At 50.5% G+C, this 202-nt stretch carries 1 rRNA gene; it reads right to left on the bottom strand.

Going from position 1 to position 202, the window contains the following annotated elements:
- Positions 1-137: 137 nt before the first annotated feature.
- A 16S ribosomal RNA gene (locus H5300_RS27700) occupies positions 138-202 on the bottom strand; the annotation flags it as partial.

Below are 202 nucleotides of genomic sequence, written 5' to 3'. Positions count from 1 at the left end.
TCTGAGTGGACTCGAACCACCGACCTCCCGCTTATCAGGCGAGCGCTCTAACCAGCTGAGCTACAGACCCAATATCGTCTCTTTTACTTTCTAAACCTAATCAATCTGTGTGGACACTCATCGTGACTATCTTCGTATAAGGAGGTGATCCAGCCCCAGGTTCCCCTAGGGCTACCTTGTTACGACTTCACCCCAGTCATGA

This window comes from Vibrio sp. SG41-7 (assembly GCF_014164465.1).
GTDB lineage: Bacteria > Pseudomonadota > Gammaproteobacteria > Enterobacterales > Vibrionaceae > Vibrio > Vibrio splendidus.
This window is presented reverse-complemented; position numbering and strand designations above follow the sequence as displayed.